Origin of the sequence: Bradyrhizobium sp. B117 (assembly GCF_038969555.1) — a bacterium.
In the GTDB taxonomy this organism is placed as follows: domain Bacteria; phylum Pseudomonadota; class Alphaproteobacteria; order Rhizobiales; family Xanthobacteraceae; genus Bradyrhizobium.
Map to the genome: position 1 here is coordinate 7,484,682 of NZ_CP152414.1, position 18,711 is coordinate 7,503,392.

General features: G+C 64.7%; 24 protein-coding genes and 1 pseudogene. 11 read left to right on the top strand and 14 right to left on the bottom strand.

The window, feature by feature from the left end:
• The first annotated feature begins 69 nt into the window (after nucleotides 1-69).
• Complete coding sequence (locus tag AAFG16_RS36205) at nucleotides 70-1,302, top strand: PLP-dependent aminotransferase family protein (RefSeq protein WP_283081181.1); 1,233 nt, start codon at nucleotides 70-72, stop codon at nucleotides 1,300-1,302.
• A 9-nt stretch (nucleotides 1,303-1,311) separates the two neighbouring features.
• On the opposite strand, the gene AAFG16_RS36210 is transcribed toward AAFG16_RS36205, so the two are convergent.
• Nucleotides 1,312-1,584 carry a helix-turn-helix domain-containing protein gene (locus AAFG16_RS36210; protein ID WP_283081182.1) on the bottom strand — a complete coding sequence of 91 codons (273 nt, stop codon included), beginning with the start codon at nucleotides 1,582-1,584 and terminating at the stop codon, nucleotides 1,312-1,314.
• A gap of 158 nt (nucleotides 1,585-1,742) precedes the next feature.
• Between AAFG16_RS36210 and AAFG16_RS36215 the strand changes: the two genes are divergently transcribed.
• Entirely contained in the window at nucleotides 1,743-2,195 is a 453-nt protein-coding gene (locus AAFG16_RS36215) for a hypothetical protein (protein WP_342733036.1), read from the top strand.
• Between the two features lie 129 nt (nucleotides 2,196-2,324).
• Nucleotides 2,325-2,549 (top strand): hypothetical protein, encoded by a 225-nt coding sequence (locus AAFG16_RS36220; protein ID WP_283081184.1) that lies wholly within the window; start codon nucleotides 2,325-2,327, stop codon nucleotides 2,547-2,549.
• A gap of 231 nt (nucleotides 2,550-2,780) precedes the next feature.
• On the opposite strand, the gene AAFG16_RS36225 is transcribed toward AAFG16_RS36220, so the two are convergent.
• The 9 genes and pseudogenes from AAFG16_RS36225 to AAFG16_RS36265 form a co-directional block, all read right to left on the bottom strand.
• Nucleotides 2,781-3,599 (bottom strand): aldo/keto reductase, encoded by an 819-nt coding sequence (locus AAFG16_RS36225; RefSeq protein WP_283081185.1) that lies wholly within the window; start codon nucleotides 3,597-3,599, stop codon nucleotides 2,781-2,783.
• Between the two features lie 271 nt (nucleotides 3,600-3,870).
• On the bottom strand, nucleotides 3,871-5,436 hold the full coding sequence (locus AAFG16_RS36230; RefSeq protein ID WP_342733040.1) for an alkaline phosphatase D family protein: 1,566 nt from the start codon (nucleotides 5,434-5,436) through the stop codon (nucleotides 3,871-3,873).
• Between the two features lie 295 nt (nucleotides 5,437-5,731).
• Nucleotides 5,732-6,148: a hypothetical protein gene (locus AAFG16_RS36235; protein ID WP_342733042.1), complete on the bottom strand. Its 417-nt coding sequence runs from the start codon at nucleotides 6,146-6,148 to the stop codon at nucleotides 5,732-5,734.
• A gap of 109 nt (nucleotides 6,149-6,257) precedes the next feature.
• Nucleotides 6,258-7,258 (bottom strand): annotated as a pseudogene (locus AAFG16_RS36240) (nitronate monooxygenase family protein).
• A 63-nt stretch (nucleotides 7,259-7,321) separates the two neighbouring features.
• A complete protein-coding gene (locus AAFG16_RS36245; RefSeq protein WP_342733044.1) occupies nucleotides 7,322-8,059 on the bottom strand; it encodes an SDR family oxidoreductase in 738 nt (245 codons plus the stop codon).
• A gap of 78 nt (nucleotides 8,060-8,137) precedes the next feature.
• Nucleotides 8,138-9,751: a DHA2 family efflux MFS transporter permease subunit gene (locus tag AAFG16_RS36250; protein WP_342733046.1), complete on the bottom strand. Its 1,614-nt coding sequence runs from the start codon at nucleotides 9,749-9,751 to the stop codon at nucleotides 8,138-8,140.
• Nucleotides 9,748-10,902, bottom strand: a complete 1,155-nt coding sequence (locus AAFG16_RS36255) for an HlyD family secretion protein (RefSeq protein ID WP_342733048.1) — start codon at nucleotides 10,900-10,902, stop codon at nucleotides 9,748-9,750. The genes AAFG16_RS36250 and AAFG16_RS36255 overlap by 4 nt, the downstream gene beginning before the upstream one ends.
• A gap of 221 nt (nucleotides 10,903-11,123) precedes the next feature.
• Nucleotides 11,124-11,282, bottom strand: coding sequence for a hypothetical protein (locus tag AAFG16_RS36260; RefSeq protein WP_167336523.1), 159 nt, complete (start codon nucleotides 11,280-11,282; stop codon nucleotides 11,124-11,126).
• 21 nt (nucleotides 11,283-11,303) lie between these two features.
• A complete protein-coding gene (locus AAFG16_RS36265) occupies nucleotides 11,304-11,678 on the bottom strand; it encodes a PRC-barrel domain-containing protein (protein WP_342733050.1) in 375 nt (124 codons plus the stop codon).
• 142 nt (nucleotides 11,679-11,820) lie between these two features.
• On the opposite strand from AAFG16_RS36265, the gene AAFG16_RS36270 reads away from it, so the two are divergent.
• The 7 genes from AAFG16_RS36270 to AAFG16_RS36300 all read left to right on the top strand — a co-directional run bounded on the left by AAFG16_RS36270 (nucleotide 11,821) and on the right by AAFG16_RS36300 (nucleotide 17,083).
• On the top strand, nucleotides 11,821-13,608 hold the full coding sequence (locus AAFG16_RS36270) for a thiamine pyrophosphate-requiring protein (RefSeq protein ID WP_342733052.1): 1,788 nt from the start codon (nucleotides 11,821-11,823) through the stop codon (nucleotides 13,606-13,608).
• Nucleotides 13,609-13,611: 3 nt separating this feature from the next.
• Nucleotides 13,612-13,839 (top strand): hypothetical protein, encoded by a 228-nt coding sequence (locus AAFG16_RS36275; RefSeq protein WP_027558261.1) that lies wholly within the window; start codon nucleotides 13,612-13,614, stop codon nucleotides 13,837-13,839.
• Nucleotides 13,840-13,927: 88 nt separating this feature from the next.
• Complete coding sequence (locus tag AAFG16_RS36280; protein WP_342733057.1) at nucleotides 13,928-14,479, top strand: DUF4142 domain-containing protein; 552 nt, start codon at nucleotides 13,928-13,930, stop codon at nucleotides 14,477-14,479.
• A 204-nt stretch (nucleotides 14,480-14,683) separates the two neighbouring features.
• Entirely contained in the window at nucleotides 14,684-15,574 is an 891-nt protein-coding gene (locus AAFG16_RS36285) for an SDR family oxidoreductase (RefSeq protein ID WP_342733059.1), read from the top strand.
• A 98-nt stretch (nucleotides 15,575-15,672) separates the two neighbouring features.
• Nucleotides 15,673-16,260 (top strand): phosphatase PAP2 family protein, encoded by a 588-nt coding sequence (locus AAFG16_RS36290; RefSeq protein WP_342733061.1) that lies wholly within the window; start codon nucleotides 15,673-15,675, stop codon nucleotides 16,258-16,260.
• Nucleotides 16,257-16,604 (top strand): DUF3147 family protein, encoded by a 348-nt coding sequence (locus tag AAFG16_RS36295; protein WP_342733063.1) that lies wholly within the window; start codon nucleotides 16,257-16,259, stop codon nucleotides 16,602-16,604. Before AAFG16_RS36290 ends, AAFG16_RS36295 begins: the two co-directional genes overlap by 4 nt.
• Nucleotides 16,604-17,083 (top strand): DUF3147 family protein, encoded by a 480-nt coding sequence (locus AAFG16_RS36300; protein WP_283081198.1) that lies wholly within the window; start codon nucleotides 16,604-16,606, stop codon nucleotides 17,081-17,083. Before AAFG16_RS36295 ends, AAFG16_RS36300 begins: the two co-directional genes overlap by 1 nt.
• A 4-nt stretch (nucleotides 17,084-17,087) precedes the next feature.
• On the opposite strand, the gene AAFG16_RS36305 is transcribed toward AAFG16_RS36300, so the two are convergent.
• Nucleotides 17,088-17,252, bottom strand: a complete 165-nt coding sequence (locus tag AAFG16_RS36305; RefSeq protein WP_342733066.1) for a hypothetical protein — start codon at nucleotides 17,250-17,252, stop codon at nucleotides 17,088-17,090.
• 186 nt (nucleotides 17,253-17,438) lie between these two features.
• Here AAFG16_RS36305 and AAFG16_RS36310 point away from each other — a divergent pair, with 186 nt between their 5' ends.
• Nucleotides 17,439-17,687: a hypothetical protein gene (locus AAFG16_RS36310; RefSeq protein WP_283081200.1), complete on the top strand. Its 249-nt coding sequence runs from the start codon at nucleotides 17,439-17,441 to the stop codon at nucleotides 17,685-17,687.
• Between the two features lie 197 nt (nucleotides 17,688-17,884).
• Here the strand turns inward: AAFG16_RS36310 and AAFG16_RS36315 are convergent, their stop codons facing one another.
• The 3 genes from AAFG16_RS36315 to AAFG16_RS36325 form a co-directional block, all read right to left on the bottom strand.
• Nucleotides 17,885-18,106, bottom strand: a complete 222-nt coding sequence (locus AAFG16_RS36315; RefSeq protein WP_283081201.1) for a hypothetical protein — start codon at nucleotides 18,104-18,106, stop codon at nucleotides 17,885-17,887.
• 69 nt (nucleotides 18,107-18,175) lie between these two features.
• The gene (locus tag AAFG16_RS36320; RefSeq protein WP_283081202.1) at nucleotides 18,176-18,307 is read right to left on the bottom strand and encodes a hypothetical protein; all 132 of its coding nucleotides are present in this window, start codon (nucleotides 18,305-18,307) and stop codon (nucleotides 18,176-18,178) included.
• Nucleotides 18,308-18,427: 120 nt separating this feature from the next.
• Nucleotides 18,428-18,622 (bottom strand): hypothetical protein, encoded by a 195-nt coding sequence (locus AAFG16_RS36325; protein WP_342733069.1) that lies wholly within the window; start codon nucleotides 18,620-18,622, stop codon nucleotides 18,428-18,430.
• Nucleotides 18,623-18,711: the final 89 nt, after the last annotated feature.

Consider the following 18,711-nt stretch of genomic DNA (forward strand, 5'->3'; position numbering starts at 1 on the left):
GGCAAGAAGAAACAAGGCTGGCCGGCGCAATGCCGGCTGCTCAACAAGAACAGAAACGAGGAACGCCCCATGACGTCCAGCTTCGATTTCGCCCCCCTGTTTCCCGCAGGGCTGCCGGCCCCTTCTGCGCGCTGGACGGGCCTTGCCAAATACAGTTTTGTCGGCGGCAATAACGATTCCGAGCAACTGCCACTCGATGGCCTGATCGAGGCGACGAACTCGGCCCTGCAACGCGAGGGCCGCTCGCTCGCCACCTACGGACTGGCGCATGGCCCGCAAGGCTATTTGCCCCTGCGCGAGTTCCTCGTGACGAAACTCAAGCGCGATGCCGGCATCAACTGCACCGTCGACGATCTCCTGATCGTGTCCGGCTCGCTGCAGGCGCTCGACCTCGTCAACAACACGCTCCTGGCGCGCGGCGACACCGTCATCTTCGAGCAGGATAGCTACCAGGGCTCGTTGACCCGCCTGGCGCGGCTCGGTGTCAACGTGGTCGGCATCCCGCTCGACAAGGACGGCATGCGCATGGACGTGCTGGCCTCGACGCTGGCCGATCTGAAAAGCCGCGGCATTCGTCCCAAATACATCTACACCATCCCCACCGTGCAGAACCCGACCGGCACCATCATGCCGGAGAGCCGCCGCGCCGAGCTGGTACGGCTCGCGACCGAGTACGGCGTGCCGATCTTTGAGGACGATTGCTATGCCGACCTCGTCTGGTCGGGACAGCGGCCGCCCGCGATCCACGCGATGAGCCCGAACGGCGGCGTGATCCATATCGGCTCGTTCTCGAAGTCGATCGCGCCGGCGCTGCGCGTCGGCTTCATCGTGGCGCCCTGGGATGTGATGTCACGGATGCTGGCGCTGAAGACGGATGCCGGCTCCGGCGCGCTGGAGCAGATGGTGCTCGCGGCCTATTGCAAGCCGCATTTTGCGAGCCACGTGCCGGCGCTGACGAAGGCGCTGCGCACCAAGCTCGATACGTTGATGGAGGCCTTGAACGAGCAGTTCGGCACGGCGGCCGAATTCGAGGAGCCGAAGGGCGGCATCTTCCTCTGGGTCAAGCTGCCCGATCAGGTCGATACGCTAAAACTGTATCAGGCTGCGCTCGCCGCCGGCGTCTCGATCAATCCGGGGCCGGAATGGTCGACCAACAAGAGCCATTCCAGCTCGCGGCTGCGGCTGTGCTTTGCAAGCCCCTCGCATCAGCAGATCCGCGAGGGCGTCGCCGTGCTGGCCGAGGTCTGCCGCAAGGAGTTCGGCGTGCCGGCCCGCAGCGCCAATGTGGAGAAGCGGGCCTAAGCTGGAGCGTTAGGCGGCCTGGGGCTGGCTGCCGTGGATCGCGGCGGCCAGCCGCAGCAGCAGCACGATCGAGACGTTGCCCTTGCCGGCCTCGATCTGGGCGATGTAGCGCTCGGAAATGCCGGAGCGGCGGGCCAGCTCCCGGCGCGACAGCTCGCAACGCGTGCGCGAGGTTCTCAAGCGCTCGCCGAGCTCGGCCAGAAACGCGGCCTCGGAATAAGGCGGCACGGCGCAGCTGCCCGGCAGCACCTCGCCCGCGAAATCCATGACTTGATTCAGCATCGCTCTCACCACGCATCGCCTTCGGGAGCGCCATCCTACGCCCGACGCGACCGGCCTCATTGACGCGGATCAAATTCGCGCGCGATCGGCAGCCGGCGTGGACGATCGCGCCCGGGATGCTACACTTTGGAACTATTCGAGGCGGGGTTTTCCAGGATATGACGCGTTGTCTCAGCCGCTGGACCACGGCGGCGGTGCTATGGATTGCGTTCGCGTCCACGGCCGGCGCAGAGACGCTGGCGGTAACGGTCGAGCAATGGGGCCTGCTCGGCTCATGGGCTGTCGATTGCGCAGCAAGGCCCGACCGAGAGAAGGGCGCGCGACTCACTTACGAAATCCGGAAGGACGGCCGGGTGATGTACCGGCGCAATTTTGGCGAAGCCAAGGACGAGAACGAGGTCGTGTCGGCGACGATCAACGCCGAAGGCCTGCTCAATGTGATGGTGTACTTCCCTTCGATGCAGCAGACGCGCGAGTTCGGCCTGCTGCTGTTGAAGGACGGCGGCTTGCGCGCGATCTACAATCGCAGCGAGCGAGGGGTGTACACGATCAGGGACGGCAAATACGTCGGCACGGGCGAGCCGACGCCGGCGCAGCAGCACTGCGATTAACCATTGCGTCCGAACATGATCTTCTCGAATCACTCTGTCTGAATATCCATTCAGAAATCTCTTCCCGTTCCTCCGGAACGTTCATGCGAATGCGCGGTTTAGATTTGCATTCGATTGGAGGAGGACATCATGAAGAAGCTTGGTTATGTGGTTGCGGCCCTCGGTGCGCTCGTGATCGCGGCGCCGACGCTGGCCAGCGCCGAGACGGTGGTGGTCAAGCGCGGTCATCATAACGGCCTGTACGGCGCGCGCGCCGAATACGGCATGCATCGCGACCACGGCTGGCATCGCGGCTGGCACCATCGCGACCGGGTCGTCGTGATCAAGCGCGGCCATCGTCATCACTGGGACTAATGCGCAACGCAACGAGGAAATGGCCCCTCACGGGGCCATTTCTTTGTGTGCTTTCTTCCTTCTCCCCTTGCGGGAGAAGGTGGCGCAAAGCGCCGGATGAGGGGTTGCCTCAGCGAAACTCCAACGCAAGAGATTCATGCGCGGAGAGATACCCCTCACCCGTCTCGCCGCTTCGCGGCGAGCCACCCTCTCCCGCAAGGGGAGAGGGTAAACAGTGGCTGCCTCGGCCTACTAATCCCAGGCAGGCGCAAAGCCCGGATTGACGCAGCGCCTGTCCTTCGGCAGCGCGGCGATCTTCTTGCGGTCGGCATCGTCGAGCGTGATCTTCAGCGCGTCGAGATTGGCCTGCTGGCTCTCGCGGCGCGAGGCTTTCGGAATTGCGGCGACGCCGTTCTGGTCGAGCAGCCATTTCAGCGCGACCTGGGCTGCGGTCGCATCGTGCTTGGCGCCGATCTCTGCCAGCACCGGATCCGAGGCGATGCGCCCCTGCGCGAGCGGGCAATAGGCGACCAGCGGGATCGACTTGCCGTTGAGATAGGCCAGCACCTTCGATTGATCGAGCATCGCGTGATATTCGATCTGGTTGCAGGCGATCGGCGCCTTGATGTCCTCGACCGCGATCTTGAGCAGCGCCGTGGTGAAATTGGCAACGCCAATCGCCCGCGTGCGCCCCTCCTCTTTCAGCTTCATCAGGGTCTCGAATACCGCGCCCCAGTTCGCGGACTTCGATGGCCAGTGCACGAGGTAGAGGTCGACGTGATCGAGCCGAAGCTTGGTCAGGCTGGCGTCGAAAGCCCGGCGGATGGCGTCGGGGCTGAGATTTTCGTGCCAGACCTTGGTGGTGACGTGCAGCTCGCCACGCGGCAGCCGGGCCGCGGCAAGCGCGGCACCGATGGCTTCCTCGTTGGCATACATCTCGGCGGTGTCGATGTGGCGATAGCCGATCGCAACCGCGCTCTCGACCGCGGCGCGGCAGACGTCGCCTTGCATGCGGAAGGTGCCGAGGCCGAGCTTGGGCATGCTGATGCCCTGTGTCTTCAGATGATCCATGAGCTAACTCCTGACGTCTTTCATGCCGCCAGACACGCGGTGGGACCGCGGGGGACAGACTCTTCGGTGATGGAAAAGAAGTGGCGGGAGCGGGCAGTGTAGCGCGTGAGGCGCGCGCCAGCCAATCAAGATCGGGTTAGGCCTCGGGGCGCGCAGTGCCTCCCCAACGTCATGGCCGGGCTTGTCCCGGCCATCCACGCCTCGCCGCGCGAAGAACGTGGATGCCCGGGACAGGCCCGGGCATGACGACCGGGGCGCAGAGCCGCCCCCCTCACGAATGCTGCGCCACCACAGCAGGGCGCGCCTGGGGTTGCGGCACGATGTCGACCGACCAGAGGTGGCGGTTGTCGACGTCCTTCAAGGTCACGGTCATCACGCCGCTGGCGCCGTCGATGTCGACGCGGCCGAAGAACTGGAGGCCGAAGCACGGCGCTAGGTTGTTGCCCTGCGCCGCGCTGCATCCGTTCTGGTACATCGCGACCGGGCCAAAGGTGTTGTCGAGCTCGCCCGGGCCCCAGCTGCCGGCATGCAGCGGGCCGGAGACGAACTCCCAGAACGGCTCGAAATCTTGGAACTGCGCCTTGTTCGGATCGTAATAGTGCGCCGCCGTGTAGTGCATGTCGGCGGTGAGCCAGACGATGTTGCGCACGCCGGCGCGCTTGATCGCACTGAGCAGATCGGCAATCTCGTGCTCGCGCCGGTCGGGCGCGCCGTCGCCAAGCGCGACGGCATCGAGACTGACGAGGCCGATGGGCAGGTCGGCCGCGATCACCTTCCAGGTCGCACGCGAGGCGGCGAGCTCCCGCTTCAGCCAGGCGAGCTGCTCGGCGCCGAGAATCCAGCCGCGATGATCGTCGCCCTTGTTCCAGCTCTCGTCGCGATAGCTGCGCATGTCGATCATGAAGACGTCGAGCAGCGGGCCGTAGCCGATCTTGCGATAGACCCGGCCCTTGCTCGTGCCGATGTCGCGGATCGGCATGAAGTCGAAGAAGGCGCGGCGAGCGCGTGCGACGAGGCGCGGGGTGCCGTCGTCCTCGAAGCCGGCGTCATCGTAGCTGCCGATGGGCGACCAGTCGTTGGTGACCTCGTGATCGTCCCACTGCGCGAACATCGGCACGTGCGCATGGAAGGCTCGAAAGTGCTCGTCGAGATGGTTGTATTTGTAGTTGCCGCGGAACTGCGCCAGCGTGTGTGCGACCTCGGCTTTCTCCTCGGTCACCACATTGCGCCAGATCTCGCCGTTCGGCAGCCTCTGCTCGGAGGGAATCGTGCAATCGGCGTAGATGTGATCGCCGGAATGGATGAAGAAATCCGGGTGGTTGTCGAGCATGGTACGATAGCTGCGATAGCCGCCGCGCGAGACGTCGATGCCCCAGCCCTGCCCGGCGACGTCACCGGACCACACGAACGAGATCGACTGGCCGGCCGCCGGCGCGGTGCGGAAATGGCCGATGCGGCTTTCGCCGGCGATGCCTGTCGCGATGTCGTCGAAGCGCACGCGATAGAAGATGTCCTGCCCCGCCGGCAGATCGTCGAGCTGCAGCTTTGCTGTGAAGTCGGCATCGGGCAGCGCGTCGCGCGAGGCGGATGCAATGATTGTCCTGAAGCTTTCGACAGTGGAGCACTCCACCTGCATGCGCGCAGGCCGATCCGCGCGCCCCCAGATCACGGCGGAGCCATCGCAGACATCGCCCGACTGGATGCCGCCCGCGATCTGCGGGCGATCGGCGGCGCGACTGATCGAGGGCTTCGCAAGCGCGGCGATGGCGAGGCTGGAGGCGGAGCGGACCAGGAATTGCCGCCGGGTCCATGCGCGCGAGGCGCGGAGCGATGCCATTCAGGAGACCTTCGTCGAATCGCGACGGAAGGTGCCTGCGCTCCTTGACTCCAAGCTTACGGTTTCTTGACTCCACGCCTACGGTTTTGCGACGCGGAGATGACGCATTGAACGGGAGCCGCAGCGGCGGTCCACTCCTCGCCCCGTTCTTACGGGGAGAGGGTTGGGGTGAGGGGCTCCATCCACACGTGCGATCGTCGCGGGACCTGTACCCCCTCACCCGGAATCCGCGCTACGCGCGAACTCCGACCTCTCCCCGCAAGCGGGGCGAGGTAAAGACACAGCGACAGCGCGCCTAATGCTTCCAGTTGCAGATGCCGCCGGAGCGGCACGGCCAGGTCTGGATGCGGGTGTCCATCGCCTGCGCGTCGAGCGGATTGCCGCGGCGATGTGCTAGCTTGGTGCGCGCTGCACCGCGCGGCTGGGCGCTCCTGGCATGCGCGACCTTCGGCTCGGGGACGTGCACACGCTCGGCGGCGACCTTCTTCGGCACATCCATCGGCTCGACACGGGCCTGCGCCTCGTTGCCGCCCTTGGCCTGGAGCGCCACTGGCGCGAACTGCGTCTCGGGTCCGAGCCGCTTCGGCGACAGCACGGCTTTGGAGAGGTCGAGGCTGAGATATTCGTCGGGCTTGTAGTCGTCAGCGCGTGCGAGACCGCCCCATGCGAGCACGAGGACAATGGCTGCAAAAGGCACGCTTTTCAGGACCACGGACGCCTCCTGAAATTGAATGATTAGAGGGGTAATTTACCCCTATTTAGGAGGCGTCTCGCGCAATTCCAGCGGCCAATTGCCGCCGTGGTTAAGAAGTTTGACGGTCTCAAGCGACCTTTCGCGTCGCACCTGTCCCGTCCAGGAACCCCATCAGGCGGCTGCGGATGATGGTTTCCGCCTCGCTCATGATGCGATCGACGAGTTCCTTGCAGGTGGGAATGTCGCGGATGAGCCCTGCGACCATGCCGCAGCTCCAGGCGCCCGCGTCCATCTGCCCGTCCAGCATGATTCTGGGGTAGACGCCCGCGACTTGGTCGTGGATGTCATCGATGGTGAGCTTGGCGCCCTTCTCGCGCTCGATCTCGAGCAGGCGGTCGACATTGGCGTTCTTGAGGACGCGCTCGGTGTTGCGCAGTGCGCGCATGATCAGGCGGGTGTCGAGTTCGGTGGCGGCGACCAGCGCGTTCTTCACGTTCTGATGCACCGGCGCTTCCTTGGTGGCGATGAAGCGCGTGCCCATGTTCATGCCGGCCGCACCGAGCGAGAGCGCCGCGACGAGGCTGCGCCCATCGGCCATGCCGCCGGAGGCGCAAACGGGATCTTCAATTCCTCGGCCGCGCGCGGCAGCAGAATCATGTTCGGAATGTCGTCCTCGCCGGGATGGCCACCGCACTCGAAACCATCGACGCTGACGGCGTCGCAGCCGATCTTCTCGGCCTTCAGCGAATGCCGCACCGAGGTGCATTTGTGGATGACCTTGATGCCGGCGGCTTTCAGCGCGGGCATGTATTGTTCGGGGCTGCGGCCCGCGGTCTCCACGGCCTTGATGCCGCCTTCGACGATGGCTGCGATGTATTCCGGATAAGGCGGCGCCGAGAAGGTCGGCAGGAAGGTGAGGTTCACACCGAACGGCTTGTCGGTCATGTCGCGGCAGCGCGCGATCTCCTTCGCGAGCAATTCCGGCGTCTTTTGCGTGAGACCGGTGATGATGCCGAGCCCGCCGGCATTGGAGACGGCGGCAGCCAGCTCGGCAAAGCCGACGAAATGCATGCCGCCCTGGATGATCGGGTGCTCGACGCCGAACAGTTCGGTAATCGCGGTCTTCACGTAAGTCCTCCTCCCGGAATTTGATCAGGTTGATTTCAGTCTAGCCGGACTTTTGCGCCGCGGTCACCATTTCTCTCCGAACGGGCGGATCTCCATCTCGAAGGTCCAGGCGCTCTTCGGCTGCCGGTAGAGCTGCCAATAGGAGTCGGCGACGGCCGACGGCGGCATCAGCAGATCGGGATTGTCGAGCGCATTGGGGCCAAGCGCTTCGAGCCGGCGCTGCCGCACCCATTCGGTGTCGACACCGGAATCGATGATGAGATGGGCGACGTGAATGTTCTTCGGGCCAAGCTCGCGCGCCATCGCCTGCGCCACTGCGCGCAGACCGAACTTCGCGCTGGCGAAAGCAGCAAAGCCGCTACCGCCGCGCAAGCTCGCGGTCGCCCCGGTGAAGAAGATGTTGCCGCCGCCGCGCGGCAGCATCAGCCGCGCCGCTTCACGGCCGGCGAGGAAGCCGGAATAGCAGGCCATCTCCCAGACCTTGCGGAAGACGCGTTCGGTGGTATCGAGGATCGGAAAGTTGACGTTGGCGCCGACATTGAAGATGCAGACTTCGAGCGGTGCAAGCTTGTCGGCATCCTCGAGGAATGAAATGACCTCCTCCTCCTTGCGCGCATCGAGCGAGCGCGCGTGAATCTCGCCGCCGGCAGCTTCGATATCCTTCACCAGCGGCGCGAGCTTGTCGCCGTTGCGGCGGCCGGCGAAAATCGAAAAGCCCTCTGCGGCGAATTTCTTGGCGATCTCCGAACCGATGAAATCGCCGGCGCCGATCACGGCCGCTGTCGCGTTTCGCTTGGGCAAGGTCGCCTCCTCCTCCGAAGACACGTGATTGGGCCGGAGGCTATAATCCCAGCATAAAGCCGTCAAATACCCACGAACTCAATGCCCCCGCGCCGGCGCATGCAGATCGATCGGCCGCAGCACCGCCGCGGTGGGGATCATCAGCACCGCGACGATCGCAAGCGTCCAGAACACGTCGATATAGGCGAGGAAATCGACCTGCTGCTGCAAGGTGCGGCCGACCCAGGCCACCGCCTGTGACGCCGCATCGCTCGCATTCGAGCCCTGCGCCTGGAAGTAGCGCGTCATGGCGTCGATGGTCTGCTGGTAACCGAGGTCGGACGGTGCGGCGTGCTCGATCAGACGGCTCTGATGGAATTGCTGGCGCTGCGCCAGAATGGACTGCGCCAGCGCAACGCCCATGGATCCCCCGATGTTGCGCGCGACGTTGATCAAGGCAGAAGCCTGGTTGGTCTTGTCCGGCGGCACGCCGTCATATGAGGCGGTCGTCACCGGCAGGAACAGGAAGGGAAGACCTATCGCGAGGAAGATGCGCGAGAGGGCCGCATAGCCGTAGGTGATGTCGCCGCTGAGCCCGGTGAGATGCCACATCGAGAACGCGACAATCGCGGCGCCGAACATGATGAGATATTTCGGCTGCACGGTGCTGACGAGACGGCCGACCACGGGCATCAGCACCAGCGTCGCCATGCCGCCGGGGGACAGCGCGAGACCGGCCAGCGTGGCCGTGTAGTTCAGCTCGGTCTGGAGCAGTTGCGGCAAAAGCTGCGTGGTCGAGATCAGCACCGCGCCAGTGCCGAGCATGACCAGGAAGCAGGCGCCGAACTGGCGGCGGCCGAGCAGGCGGAGGTCGACAATGGGGTCCTCGCGCGTCAGCTCCCACGGGATCAGCGCAAGCAGGGAGACCGCCGCGAGCACCGCGAAGACGATGATCATGTTCGAGCCGAACCAGTCGTTGCGCTGGCCTTCGTCGAGCACGAATTCGAGCGAGCCGAGACCGATCGCGACCAGCAGGAAGCCGACATAGTCGACCCGCAGCCCGCTGCTCAGCAGTTTCTGCCTCTCCTCCTCCGCGCCCGAGGGCTCCTTGACCAGCGTGCCCACCAGGAACAGCGAGAGCAGGCCCATCGGCACGTTGATCAGGAAGACCCAGTGCCAGCTGTAGGTGTCGGTGATCCAGCCGCCGAGCGTCGGACCGATCACCGGCGCGACCACGACGGCAACGCCGTAGATCGCAAAGGCCTGGCCGCGCTTGTGCGGCGGGAAGGAGTCGGCGAGGATCGCCTGCTCGCTGGTCGCCATGCCGCCGCCACCGAGACCCTGGAGAATCCGGAACAGCACCAGGGCCTCCAGATTCCAGGCAAAGCCGCACAGCAGCGATGCCACCGTGAACGTTGCCACGCACATCATGTAGAAGCGCTTGCGGCCGATCACGGTCGAGAGCCAGCCCGAGATCGACAGCACGATGGCATTCGCAACGAGATAGCTGGTGATGACGTAGGTGCTCTCGTCGAGGCCCACCGCGAGCCCGCCGGCGATGTGACGCAGCGCGACATTGGCGATGGTGGTGTCGAGCACCTCCATGAAGGTCGCGATCGAGACCACGAAGGCGATCAGATAGGGATTGTGCCCGCCGGCCGCCGAGCGCTCCGGCGACCAGCCTCCGGCGCCCGCTTGCGTGGCGTCCGTCATCGCACCCTGGTCCAGGGCACGACCGACATGCCGGGACCGACAGGCAGATCGGCCGGCCAGTTGTCGACCACGATCTTCACCGGCACGCGCTGCACCACCTTGACGTAATTGCCGGTGGCGTTCTCCGCCGGCAGCAGGCTGAACGCGGTGCCGGAGCCTGGCTGCACGGAATCGACATGGCCAGTCAGCTTGCGGCCGGGATAGGCGTCGATGCGGACCTCGACCGGCTGGCCCGGACGCATGTCGTTGAGCTGCGTCTCCTTGTAGTTGGCGACGATCCAGACCTCGTCCGGCACGAACATCATCAGGCTCTGGCCTGCGGTGACGAAGGTGCCTTTGGCGCCTGACAGCTTCACCACGCGGCCGGACTGCGCAGCGACGACATTGGTGTACTGCAAATTCAATTTGGCCTGATCGAGCTGCGCCTGCGATTGCTCCAGCTGTGCCTTGGCGCCTGCGAGCTGGGCTTGCAGCGTCTTGATGCCGACCTGTGCGGTCGTGACCGCGGTCTTGGCGCGCTCGGTGTTGGCCTGCTGCGCCTGAAGGTCGGAGCGTGTCTGCTGCTGGCGCTGCACGGTGCCGGCGCCCTTCTCGACGAGATCTTCTGCGCGCTTGAACTCCTCCTGCGCGAACTGGAGCTGGGCCTGCGCCTGATCGAGCTGCGCCTGGGCCTGCTTGATCTGCTCCTCCTGTGAGACGATCTGCGCCTCGACGTTGCCGATGTTGGCCCTGGAGACTTCAACCTGAGCCGTGGCCTGATCGACTGCGATCCGGTAGTCGCGCTCGTCGATCTTCGCCAGCAGATCGCCGGCACTGACATGCTGGTTGTCGCTGACCGGCACGTCGGTCACGTAGCCGCCGACCTTCGAGGCCACGGAAAAGCTGCGCGCCGCGACGAAGGCGTCGTCGGTGGACTCGTAGTGGCGGACCTCGAGCCAATAGAGCGCGCCGCCGATGAGGGCCGCGATCAGCACGACGGTGCCGACGGTTGCCAGCAGCCAATGCTCACGCAGCCGGTCGCGCAACGACGGTGTCTTCGCCGACTTCTGGCCGTCGGCGTCGCGGGTCTGATCAGGAGGGGTTTTCGGAGCCTCCTTTGCCCTCTGCGGCTGCTCCGCGGACGGATCGCGCTGCCGTGTCTGAGCATCCACGGTGAACACCTTTCTTGCGAATCTTGCGAACTAAACCGGCGGGAGAGCAGAGAAGAGCAACTCGCGCGCTGCGAGCCTAACCGCAGCACTGAGGCATGGTTCCGGCTTGAAGAAGCTCACTGTCATTCGTGATTGCACGGCTCAAAGAACAAGCGCGGCACTCTCGGTGCCGCGCTTGCCTGAAGTGCCGGTGTGGCGCACTTGGTTCAGTGCGCCTTGGTTCAGTGAGTCTTGGTCTCGTGCCATTTCTCGAGATCGGGCTTCACCTTGCCCGACCCCTGCTCCTTCTCCGGAGTGCCCTTCCAGGGCGTGTCCGTCTGACTGTGCGAACCCCAATCGTTCTGCTGCCGGGGATCGTCGTTGGGTCGTTCCTTGCTCATCGCAGGCTCCTTCGCTGGCTCCTACGCGAAGGGAACGCCGTAATAGGAGTTGATGCCGCGAACCGCGGCGTCATCACCCCAGTTCCAGTCGCTCCTATCGCCGTATTTCGGCGCGCCTTCCAGTTCCTTGGTGGTGATGCCGGTGACATAGCCGCCGAGCTCCGTGTCGTATTTGAGCGACTGCCAGGGTAACGGATAGTGATCATTGCCGAGCCCCAGGAAGCCTCCGAAGCCGAGCACGGCGTAGGACACCTTGCCGCTGACCTTGTCGATCATCACGCGCTCGATCGAGCCGATCCGGTTGCGATCCGCGCCATAGACCGATGTTCCCTCGACCTTGTCGCTGCCGATCAACCGGCCCATCTCGCTGCGGTCCAGTTCGCCTTGATTCAGCATGTCAATTCTCCACTCAGCCAATGTGTGAATCAACCGCACAGGCAAGCGATCGTTCCGGCACGCAACCTGCGCAACATCAGGAACATCGCCGGAAACGCGCGGTTCTCTAACGTCACCGCGAAGGAAACCGGGAGCCGCCTCGATGTCCCAGACCGTCTCCGACTTCATCATCCAGCGCCTGCAACAATGGGGCGTGCGGCACTTGTTCGGTTATCCCGGCGACGGCATCAACGGAGTGTTCGGCGCGCTGAACCGGGCGGACGGCAAGATCGGCTTCGTGCAGGCGCGGCACGAGGAGATGGCCGCGTTCATGGCAACCGCCTATGCGAAGTTCTCGGGCGAGCTCGGCGTCTGCATCGCGACCTCCGGCCCCGGCGCCTCGCATCTCATTACCGGCCTCTACGATGCGCTGCTCGATCATCAGCCGGTGCTGGCGATCGTCGGCCAGCAGGCGCGCGATGCGCTCGGCGGGAACTACCAGCAGGAACTCGACCTGGTCTCGATGTTCAAGGATGTCGCCGGCGCCTATGTCATGCAGGCGTCCTCGCCCGCGCAGGTGCGGCACCTGATCGATCGCGCGGTGCGGACCGCACTGGCTCGACGCGCCCCCACAGCGATCATCCTCCCCAACGATCTCCAGGAGGAACCCTACGAAACGCCGCCCCGTGCGCACGGGACACTGCATTCCGGCATCGGCTACAATTCGCCCAGCATCATGCCGCGCGACGCCGACCTCGACCGCGCCGCGGAGGTGCTCAACGCCGGCAGGAAGGTCGCGATGCTGATCGGCGCCGGCGCGCTCCATGCGACCGACGAGGTCATCGCGGTCGCCGACCGCTTGTCGGCCGGCTGCGCCAAAGCGCTGCTCGGCAAGGCCGCGCTGCCGGACGACCTTCCATGGGTGACCGGCTCGATCGGCCTGCTCGGCACCGAGCCCAGCTACAACATGATGATGGGCTGCGACACGCTGCTGATGGTCGGCTCCGCCTTTCCCTATGCCGAATTCCTGCCGAAAGAAGGCGCCGCGCGCGGCGTGCAGATCGACATCGACGCCAGCATGATGTCGATCCGCTTTCCCATGGAGGTCGGCCTCGTCGGCGATGCCGCCGAGACGCTGCGTGCGCTGCTGCCGAGGCTCGCACCCAAGACCGATGCCGCCTGGCGCAAGGGCATCGAGGACGACGTCGCGAAATGGTGGAAGACGCTGGACGACCGCGCGCATCAGCCGGCCGCGCCGGTCAATCCGCAACTGGTCGCCTGGGAATTGTCCCCGCGCCTGCCCGACCGCGCCATCGTCACCAGCGATTCCGGATCCTGCGCCAACTGGTTCGCGCGCGATCTGAAGATGCGCCGCGGCATGATCGCCTCGCTCTCCGGCGGCCTCGCCTCGATGGGCGCCGCAGTGCCTTATGCGCTCGCCGCGAAATATGCTCATCCGGACCGGCCGGTGATCGCGCTGGTCGGCGACGGCGCGATGCAGATGAACAACATGGCCGAGCTGATCACGGCCGCCAAATACTGGCGCTCCTGGCGCGACCCGCGCTTCATCGTCTGCGTCTTCAACAACGAGGATCTCAACCAGGTCACCTGGGAGCAGCGCATCATCAACGGTGATCCCAAGTTCGAGGCCTCGCAGCGCATTCCCGACGTGTCCTATTCCCGCTTCGCCGAGATGATCGGCCTCACCGGCATCTTCGTGGATAGTCCGCAGCTGATCGGCTCGGCCTGGGATCAGGCGCTGGCGAGCGAGAGGCCCGTCGTGCTGGAGGTGAAGACCGATCCCGAGGTGCCGCCGCTGCCGCCGCACATCACGCTGCAGCAGGCCAAGAACTTCTCGCTCGCGCTGATGAAGGGCGATCCGAACGAGAGCAGCGTCATCAAGGGCGCGGCACGGCAGGTGCTCGAAACCATCCTGCCCGGAAAGGAGTGAACCATGAGCGACTTCCGCGATATCCAGCATGGCGTCAACGATCCCGTCGATGGCGTCGACGTGAAGCAGCACTTCAACGACAACAAGACGCCCCACGAGCGCGCACAACACCATGCCGACGTGCGTGCGGAGCCTTCGGCCTCGCCAAGCGAGCCGTTTCTGCCCGAGCGACTGCGGCGCAAGCCGACCGATCCGATCAATCCGCGCACCGGCCGCAACCCCACCGATTAGCCGTTAGGAACCTCGGTCCCTGCGGTGTGTTGGTCGACGCAACGTCGCGCGGCGGGAGGCTGCGCGCCCACATTGGAGGGATCGGACCATGAAACGGACCATCATCGCGATTGCCTGCGTGCTGCTTGCAGGCCCCGCGCTCGCCCAGTCGCTGGGCGAGAAGACCGGGGTCAATTCGGCACTCGGCGTCGCGCCCACCACAGCCGACTTTGCCAAGGAGGTCGCGATCAGCGACATGTTCGAGATCGAATCGAGCAAGCTCGCCGAGCAGAAGGGCAACGCACAGGAGAAGGCCTTCGCCCAGCAGATGGTGACCGACCACACCAAGACCAGCGGCGAGCTGAAGGGCTTGGTCAGCGACGGCAAAGTGCAGGCGACGCTGCCGACGGCGCTCGACAGCTCGCATCAGAGCAAGCTCGACAAGCTCAAGGGCGCGACGGGCAAGGATTTCAGCTCTGACTACAATTCCTACCAGGTCAGTGCCCACGAGGACGCCGTGTCGCTGTTTGAACGCTACGCCAAGGGCGGCGACAATTCCGCGCTGAAGGACTGGGCCGGCAAGACGCTGCCGGCGCTCAAGCACCATCGCGACATGGCCAAGGAGCTCGGCAAGGCGCCGAGTGTCGGTCAGTCGAAGTAACCATCTTCTGATGGACGCCGGCCCTTCCGGCGTCCTCCCGGTTAGCAACGATGCCCGTCTCCGCGGATTGATCTCAAAATCGCGGAGATCATCGTGACACAGCAAGACAAGACCTCATTCACCCGCCGGCACGTCGTCCACGCCGCGAGCGCAACGCTCGCGGCGGCTTCGCTGGCGTCTTCGTCAGCGAAAGGAGATACATCCATGTCCGAGCAGAAGCTGATCGACCCCGTCGGCCGCTATCCGAAGCCGCCGTTCAAGAAGCAGTCACAGCCCTGGCCGGGTCTTGCCGGCAAGATGGAGCCGCGCCCCGATCATGGCGAGACCAGCTACAAGGGCTCCGGCCGCCTCGCCGGCCGCAAGGCGCTGATCACCGGCGGCGATTCCGGCATGGGCCGCGCCGCCGCAATTGCCTATGCGCGCGAGGGCGCCGACATCGCCATCAACTATTTCCCGACCGAGGAGGCGGACGCACAGGACGTGATCGCGCTGATCAAGAAAGAAGGGCGCAGCGGCGTTGCCATCCCTGGCGATCTCCGCGACGAGGCATTCTGCGAGACGCTGGTCGAGCAGGCCGTGCAGCAGCTGGGCGGGCTCGATATCGTCGTCTGCAACGCCGCGCGCCAGCAGAGCCGCGAGTCGATCCTCGACGTTTCGTCGGAGGATTTCGACGCGACCATGAAAACGAACATCTACGCGCCGTTCTGGATCATCAAGGCGGCGCTGCCGCATCTCAAGCCGGGCTCGTGCATCATCGGCACGACATCCGAGCAGGCTTACGATCCGTCTCCGGAGCTCTATGATTACGCGCAGACCAAGGCGGCGACGATGAACTACGTGAAGTCGCTGGCCAAGCAACTCGCCTCGAAGGGCATCCGCGTCAACGGCGTCGCGCCGGGCCCGATCTGGACGCCGCTCCAGGTCTCCGGCGGCGCATCGATGGAGAAGCTCGAGAAGTTCGGCGGCATGACACCGCTCGGGCGCCCCGGCCAACCTGCCGAGCTCGCCTCCATCTACGTGCAACTGGCCGCGGCGGATGCAAGCTACGCGACCGGTCAGGTGTATGGATCCGCCGGCGGATCAGGTCAGCCATAGCCTCGGCGCCGCGGGCCGACGACAGGGTAAAGTCCAGGAACCATCGCCGTCTTCCGGCTTTACACAACTGACATAGAGGAACCACCGCCTGCGGACCGATGGCGCTCGTAACAGTCAAACCCACCCGGATCGATACGGCGATCGCGAACGAGATCGCGGACCACACCAACCCAGGGCTTGAGCACACCGCCGAGACATTGACGTGGGGAGCCGACGAGCACGTGCTGCTCGCGCTCGCCGCGGCAGGATGGCTCTACACAAGGCTGCGGCAGCCGCAGACGCGCCAACTTGCCGATCACGTGCTGATAGTGTCGCTGGCGGCAACCGCGCTGCCGCACGTCCTGAAGTCGGTGTTCAATCAGACAAGGCCGGACCGGCTGACGGTGCGCGGCCATTGGCGCGGCATTCCCTTCTCCGGACGATCCCGGGACGCATTTCCCTCAGGTCACGCCGTGCATATGGGCGCACTCGCCTCCGCCGCCGGCCTGTTGCCGCCGGCGCGACGCCAGGTGGCGCGCGCACTCGCGGTGGCGCTGTCGTTGACGCGCGTGGCACTGCTTGCGCATTGGACCAGCGACGTGGTGGCAGGTTTCACGCTCGGCGTCCTCGTCGAGCGACTGCTCAGGCCGTTCACACTTGGAAAGTCACGGCAGCCGCGGCCTTCAGGTTCACGAGTCCGACCATGACGGAATATCTCCTGCGTTTCATCGCCGGCGGTCTGATCGTCTCCGTGTTCGCGATCTGCGGCGACATGCTGCGGCCGAAAAGCTTTGCCGGGCTTCTCGGCGCAGCACCCTCGGTCGCGCTGGCGACCCTTGGCATCGCCATGGTCCAGCATGGCCCGCAATATGCTGCGGCCGAGAGCTGGACGATGATCTACGGTGCGACTGCCCTTGCCTGCTACAGTCTCGCGGTCTGCCATTTGCTGATGAGGCTTCGTCTCGCCGCGCTGCCGGCCACCATTGCCGCCTTCGCGGTATGGCTCGTGGTCGCCTTCGGCCTGCTCGCGGGCTTCGGAGGTGCGGCCTGATGCTGGTCAAGCTGTCGTCATCGGCGCTGAAACAGGCGCGTTGGTATGAATACGCCGTTCGCTTCCTGCTCGGCGGCCTTGCGACGGTGCTTGCGGGATTCATCGGCTCGCGTTTCGGTGTCTCCGTCGGCGGGCTCTTCCTCGCGCTTCCCGCCATCTTCTGTGCCAGCGCGACCCTGATCGAAAGCCACGAGCGTCAGGCCAAGGAGAAGGCCGGGCTGAGCGGGGGGCGGCGCGGACAGAAGGCGGCGGCGCTCGATGCGGCAGGTGCGGCGCTGGGCAGTATCGGCCTTGCGGCATTCGCCCTGGTGTTCCATCTCGCGGTCGGGTCAAGCGCTGCGGCGGCTTTCATCGCCGCGCTGACGGTTTGGGCTATTGTTTCCGTGGCGGCCTGGTGGCTCAGGCGCAAGCTTCGCATCGTCTCCCGCCACCCTCGGCGATCAGCGCATCCGGCAAAGAGCCACGGCCTTTCCTCGTGAAGGCTTAACCCGCTTTCGCCCGCGACGGCTGCGATGTCGGCGGCTGAAGACCGGGGCTGTTGGCCCAGCGCTCCACTTGCTCGATGATCTTCTGGTGGCTTGGTCGCACCGGCTTGAAGGCATCGGCCTCTTCGGAAAGCTTGCGGGGCAGTCGGACTTCGTCCGTCATCACATCTCTCCCGTTTCTGCCCTTTGGCCGAAGATGCGCCTTCTCCGAGCGAGATGCAATAACCTATCTTATTGATTTTGCTTTTATTTTTTTACTCATTTGGAGTCTTTATCGCCACCTGCGGAACTCTTGCCAAGTTGGTTTGTTGAGTAAACTACTCAAACTGCTCATTTGGTGTGGTTTGCTATGAATGATCTTCGCGCCGAGCGACTTCAGGTAATGCTCTCGCCGGAGGAGCTGTCCGCTCTCGACGATTTCCGGTTCAAGCATCGAATGCCGACGCGCGCGGCGGCCGTCCGCGAACTGCTCAAGCTTGGGCTCGCGGCTGCGGGCGTCGATGCCCGCGCCGGCATCAAGTCCAGCGATTACGGAGTGTTCGGCCGCGGGCCGGAGGGGCACACGCAGACCAACGGCGAGCACGACGCCGAGGATTGACCGGCCTTACCGGAGCTCACAAGCAAAACGGCCCCGGCACGGGGGTGCCAGGGCCGTCCTTGGAGATTGCTTCCGGCGCACCGGGGGCATGACAGCCGAAAGCACTCCGTCGACTCTTCGCGCTGGGATTCGTTCCTCGCGCTATTCTGGGAGCATGATCTCTTCGGAAAACCGCTTCACACTTTTGCCGATCATGCCTAGCCGCTCGGTGCGGAGCCGGAATCATCCGGCGTCATGCCCGAGCCCGGTGTCTTGCTGTTGTCGTTGAGCTTGGGATCGCGCGTCGCTTCACGCGACGGCGAGCCCTTCGGGTTCGTTGTTTGGGGATCCGTCTTGTGCACGGTCTGTGCGCGCTGCTTGTCGCGGGGCTGCTCTTCAGCGCGCTTGTCCCTGACGATGCCGTGGTCAGAATGCGCCATGATGTCCTCTCGCTTCTCCGATGTCTCGAAGCGCTTACGCACCGCGGCGCCGAATGTTCCGGCGTGACACTAACTGTGCGCGGCGTGGACCGCGACCGATGCCTTCTCCAGATGCACCTGCCGGACGGTCGTCACGGCCGCGAACGCGACCGAGACGCCGAAGGCGAGAATGAGTGAAAGCAGAGCCAGACGTGGAGCCATCGCAAAACCTCCTTCCGGAATCGGAAAAATCAGCGCGATCGACTGTTGCTCAATGATCCCAAATTGGTCGCTTGCATTCCGTGAGCGGTCTCACACGCGGGTTTACGAAGCGAGAGTTGCTTACGCACTCCGCGTTTGAGGGGTCCGGATCGTAACGGGCGGGATTTCGCCATCAAGCCAATCCTGCTCGTTGGCGAGCGCCGTCCAGGCGTCCGCCATGCGCGAGTAGCGCTTGTGGGCAGGTAGTCCTCCCGCCCGCTCGGCGAGCTGAAGACAGTTGTCGGCGTTATCCCTGAAAATGTCGGACTGTTTCATCACCAAGATCTGGGGATGGAACTCCCGGGTCGCAACCGGCCCTTACTCGATCGTAACGTCCAGGGAACTTCGCACGCCACCAGTTATTG

What these genes read in the sequence shown, in the direction of transcription:
- AAFG16_RS36205 (WP_283081181.1), top strand. Translation starts at nt 70, where the DNA reads ATGACGTCCAGCTTCGATTTCGCCCCCCTGTTTCCCGCAGGGCTGCCG.
- AAFG16_RS36210 (WP_283081182.1), bottom strand. Translation starts at nt 1,584, where the DNA reads ATGCTGAATCAAGTCATGGATTTCGCGGGCGAGGTGCTGCCGGGCAGC.
- AAFG16_RS36215 (WP_342733036.1), top strand. Translation starts at nt 1,743, where the DNA reads ATGACGCGTTGTCTCAGCCGCTGGACCACGGCGGCGGTGCTATGGATT.
- AAFG16_RS36220 (WP_283081184.1), top strand. Translation starts at nt 2,325, where the DNA reads ATGAAGAAGCTTGGTTATGTGGTTGCGGCCCTCGGTGCGCTCGTGATC.
- AAFG16_RS36225 (WP_283081185.1), bottom strand. Translation starts at nt 3,599, where the DNA reads ATGGATCATCTGAAGACACAGGGCATCAGCATGCCCAAGCTCGGCCTC.
- AAFG16_RS36230 (WP_342733040.1), bottom strand. Translation starts at nt 5,436, where the DNA reads ATGGCATCGCTCCGCGCCTCGCGCGCATGGACCCGGCGGCAATTCCTG.
- AAFG16_RS36250 (WP_342733046.1), bottom strand. Translation starts at nt 9,751, where the DNA reads ATGACGGACGCCACGCAAGCGGGCGCCGGAGGCTGGTCGCCGGAGCGC.
- AAFG16_RS36260 (WP_167336523.1), bottom strand. Translation starts at nt 11,282, where the DNA reads ATGAGCAAGGAACGACCCAACGACGATCCCCGGCAGCAGAACGATTGG.
- AAFG16_RS36265 (WP_342733050.1), bottom strand. Translation starts at nt 11,678, where the DNA reads ATGCTGAATCAAGGCGAACTGGACCGCAGCGAGATGGGCCGGTTGATC.
- AAFG16_RS36270 (WP_342733052.1), top strand. Translation starts at nt 11,821, where the DNA reads ATGTCCCAGACCGTCTCCGACTTCATCATCCAGCGCCTGCAACAATGG.
- AAFG16_RS36275 (WP_027558261.1), top strand. Translation starts at nt 13,612, where the DNA reads ATGAGCGACTTCCGCGATATCCAGCATGGCGTCAACGATCCCGTCGAT.
- AAFG16_RS36280 (WP_342733057.1), top strand. Translation starts at nt 13,928, where the DNA reads ATGAAACGGACCATCATCGCGATTGCCTGCGTGCTGCTTGCAGGCCCC.
- AAFG16_RS36285 (WP_342733059.1), top strand. Translation starts at nt 14,684, where the DNA reads ATGTCCGAGCAGAAGCTGATCGACCCCGTCGGCCGCTATCCGAAGCCG.
- AAFG16_RS36290 (WP_342733061.1), top strand. Translation starts at nt 15,673, where the DNA reads ATGGCGCTCGTAACAGTCAAACCCACCCGGATCGATACGGCGATCGCG.
- AAFG16_RS36295 (WP_342733063.1), top strand. Translation starts at nt 16,257, where the DNA reads ATGACGGAATATCTCCTGCGTTTCATCGCCGGCGGTCTGATCGTCTCC.
- AAFG16_RS36300 (WP_283081198.1), top strand. Translation starts at nt 16,604, where the DNA reads ATGCTGGTCAAGCTGTCGTCATCGGCGCTGAAACAGGCGCGTTGGTAT.
- AAFG16_RS36305 (WP_342733066.1), bottom strand. Translation starts at nt 17,252, where the DNA reads ATGACGGACGAAGTCCGACTGCCCCGCAAGCTTTCCGAAGAGGCCGAT.
- AAFG16_RS36310 (WP_283081200.1), top strand. Translation starts at nt 17,439, where the DNA reads ATGAATGATCTTCGCGCCGAGCGACTTCAGGTAATGCTCTCGCCGGAG.
- AAFG16_RS36315 (WP_283081201.1), bottom strand. Translation starts at nt 18,106, where the DNA reads ATGGCGCATTCTGACCACGGCATCGTCAGGGACAAGCGCGCTGAAGAG.
- AAFG16_RS36320 (WP_283081202.1), bottom strand. Translation starts at nt 18,307, where the DNA reads ATGGCTCCACGTCTGGCTCTGCTTTCACTCATTCTCGCCTTCGGCGTC.
- AAFG16_RS36325 (WP_342733069.1), bottom strand. Translation starts at nt 18,622, where the DNA reads ATGAAACAGTCCGACATTTTCAGGGATAACGCCGACAACTGTCTTCAG.